The sequence below is a fragment of the uncultured Subdoligranulum sp. genome (assembly GCF_937890665.1).
The window spans coordinates 1-2,728 of the sequence record NZ_CALADU010000274.1 but is presented as its reverse complement, the minus strand read 5'-3'; the positions used below and the strand labels follow the sequence as shown (position 1 = coordinate 2,728).

2 protein-coding genes and 2 pseudogenes are annotated in these 2,728 nt (G+C 60.4%); all 4 read left to right on the top strand.

Features of this window, described 5'->3' with window-relative positions; all coding sequences use genetic code 11:
• Nucleotides 1–466: pseudogene (locus Q0526_RS15425) on the top strand (malonyl CoA-ACP transacylase); the annotation flags it as partial.
• Nucleotides 463–1,215, top strand: a complete 753-nt coding sequence (gene fabG / locus Q0526_RS15420; RefSeq protein ID WP_298735490.1) for a 3-oxoacyl-[acyl-carrier-protein] reductase — start codon at nt 463–465, stop codon at nt 1,213–1,215. The pseudogene Q0526_RS15425 and the gene fabG, both read left to right, overlap by 4 nt.
• Nucleotides 1,216–1,322: 107 nt before the next feature.
• The gene (fabF, locus tag Q0526_RS15415) at nt 1,323–2,564 is read left to right on the top strand and encodes a beta-ketoacyl-ACP synthase II (RefSeq protein WP_298735488.1); all 1,242 of its coding nucleotides are present in this window, start codon (nt 1,323–1,325) and stop codon (nt 2,562–2,564) included.
• A gap of 3 nt (nt 2,565–2,567) precedes the next feature.
• Nucleotides 2,568–2,728, top strand: a pseudogene (locus Q0526_RS15410) (3-hydroxyacyl-[acyl-carrier-protein] dehydratase FabZ); the annotation flags it as partial.

The window sequence follows — 2,728 nt, the reverse complement described above, 5'->3', positions numbered from 1 at the left end:
CTGCCCCGGTCAGTTGGTCATCGGCGGCCAAAAGGCGGCCGTAGACCGCGCCGCCGAACTGGCCAAGGAGGCCGGCGCTAAGCGTTGCCTGCCCCTCAAAGTCAGCGGCCCCTTCCACACCGTGTTGATGCATCCGGCGGGCGTGGCATTAGCCGAGCGTTTCCAGACCGTGGACTTCGCACCGATGCGTATGCCGGTATTGTTCAACTGCCTTGGCCATGAGAAGGCTCCGGCGGATTCCATTGCGGATCTGTTGGTACGTCAGGTGCAAAGCAGCGTCTATCTGGAGGACACCATTCGCCGTTTGGCGGAACTGGGCGTCGATACCGTGGTGGAGATTGGCCCCGGTCGCGCCATCAGCGGTTTTGTGAAAAAGACGGTGGGCAGTGCTATGACCTGCCTAAACATCGAGACCGCCGCCGATTTTGAGAAGGCGGTTGCAGCCTTGAAGGAGGCGCAAGGATGAGTGAAGCACAAAACACCCGCCCGGCGGCACTGGTCACCGGCGGCGGCCGCGGCATTGGCCGGGCCATTTGTCTGGCGTTGGCCAAGGCTGGGTTCGATGTATGTATCAACTATGCGGCCAGTGCGGCGGCAGCGGAGCAAACTGCGGAAGAATGCAAGGCTTTTGGTGTGCAGGCTATGACCTTGCAGGCCGATGTGACCGATCCCGCCCAGTGCCAAGCGCTGGTGGAAACGGCAGCTAAGACCTTTGGCCGGCTGGACGTGCTGGTGAACAACGCCGGCGTCACGGCCGATAAGTTGATCCTGCGTATGCAGGAGGAAGACTTTGATAAGGTCATCAATGCCAACCTGAAAGGGGCATTCTTCTGCTGCAAGACCGCTTGCAAGCTGATGATGCGCCAGCGGTATGGCCGTATCATCAATATCAGCAGCGTGGTAGGGCTTCACGGCAATGCGGGACAGAGCAACTACGCCGCCAGCAAGGCGGGACTGATTGGTCTGACCAAAAGCTTGGCCAAGGAATTTGCGGCCCGCGGCGTGACGGTTAACGCGGTCGCCCCCGGTTTTATCGAAACCGACATGACCGCAGCCATGTCTGATGCGGCCAAAGAGGCGGCGTTGACGGCGGTCCCGGCGGGAAAGATCGGCCACGCCGAGGATGTGGCCAACGCGGTAGCGTTTTTGGCCAGTGCCGAAGCAGGGTACATCACCGGTCAGGTGTTGTGCGTCGATGGCGGCATGGGCATGTAAGCTGAAGTGACGGGCGCGCTGCCATGCGGAGCCGAAAACGGCGGCAGCGGACAAAGTCGTTTTGTGTTGTGAGATACAGAGATAAAGGAAAGATAGCGAGGTTTCCTATGGAAAAACGCAGAGTCGTTATTACCGGACTTGGCACGGTCAATCCCACCGGCAACACGGTGGCAGACAGTTGGGCTGCGGTACGCCGCGGGGAATGTGGTATCGGCCCCATCACCCATTACGATACCACCAACAGCAAGGTGAAGCTGGCGGCAGAAGTCAAGGACTTTGACCCCACCCTTCGTGTGGATAAGCGGGAAGCCCGCAAAATGGCGCGGTTTACCCAGTTTGCCGTGGCGGCGGCCACCGAGGCGATGGAGGATTCCGGTCTGAACTTGGAACAGACGGATACCACCCGTTTTGCCACCATCATTTCCAGCGGCATCGGCGGGTTGCCTACCATCGAAGAGGAGCACGCCAAGGGCGAAGCCAAAGGCTTTGACCGGGTCAGTCCCTTCTTTGTGCCCATGTCCATCGCCAATATGGCGGCAGGGCAGGGGGCCATTCGTTTTGGGCTGAAGGGTATGTGCACCAGCCCGGTCACGGCCTGCGCCGGCGGTACCAACGCCATTGGCGACGCCTTCCATCGTATCCGGGACGGTTACGAGGATCTGGCCATCTGCGGCGGTGCCGAAAGCTGCATCAGCCCCTTGGGTGTGGGTGGTTTTACCAGCATGAAGGCTCTTAATACCAGTGAGGATCCCGCCCGGGCTTCCATTCCCTTCGACGCCGAGCGCGGCGGTTTTGTGATCGGTGAGGGTGCTGGCATTCTGGTTTTGGAAGAATTGGGCCATGCGCAGGCGCGCGGCGCTAAAATCTATGCCGAAGTGGTGGGATACGGCGCAAACTGCGACGCTTACCATTTCACGGCTCCCGCACCGGGGGGCGCCGGTGGTGCCGAGTGTATGCGTCTGGCGCTGCGGGATGCGGAACTGGCGCCCGAGCAGATCGGCTACATCAACGCCCACGGCACCAGCACCCACCTCAATGATTCCTGCGAGACCGCAGCCATCAAGGCTGTCTTTGGCGAGCATGCATACCAGTTGCGCATCTCCAGCACCAAGTCGATGACCGGCCATCTGCTGGGCGCTGCCGGCGGTGTGGAAGGCGTCTTTACGGCGTTGGCGCTGCGGGACGGCTACCTGCCCGCCACCATCGGCCTCAAAGTGCCTGACCCGGAGTGTGATCTGAACTATCTGCCCAATCAGGGCGTAGAAGAGCAGGTGGAGTATGCCCTCAGCGATAGCCTTGGCTTTGGTGGGCACAATGCCTGTGTGATCTTCAAACGTTGGGAGGGGTAAATCATGGCCATTGTCGCAAATGATCCGCCGCGTGGGTTGAACGCCATGCAGATTGCCGAGATCCTGCCCCATCGGTATCCTTTTGCACTGGTGGATCGGATCACCGACTACACGCCCGGCCAATGGGCCCGGGGCATCAAATGCGTAAGCATGAACGAGCCCTT

What these genes read in the sequence shown, in the direction of transcription:
- fabG (WP_298735490.1), top strand. Translation starts at nt 463, where the DNA reads ATGAGTGAAGCACAAAACACCCGCCCGGCGGCACTGGTCACCGGCGGC.
- fabF (WP_298735488.1), top strand. Translation starts at nt 1,323, where the DNA reads ATGGAAAAACGCAGAGTCGTTATTACCGGACTTGGCACGGTCAATCCC.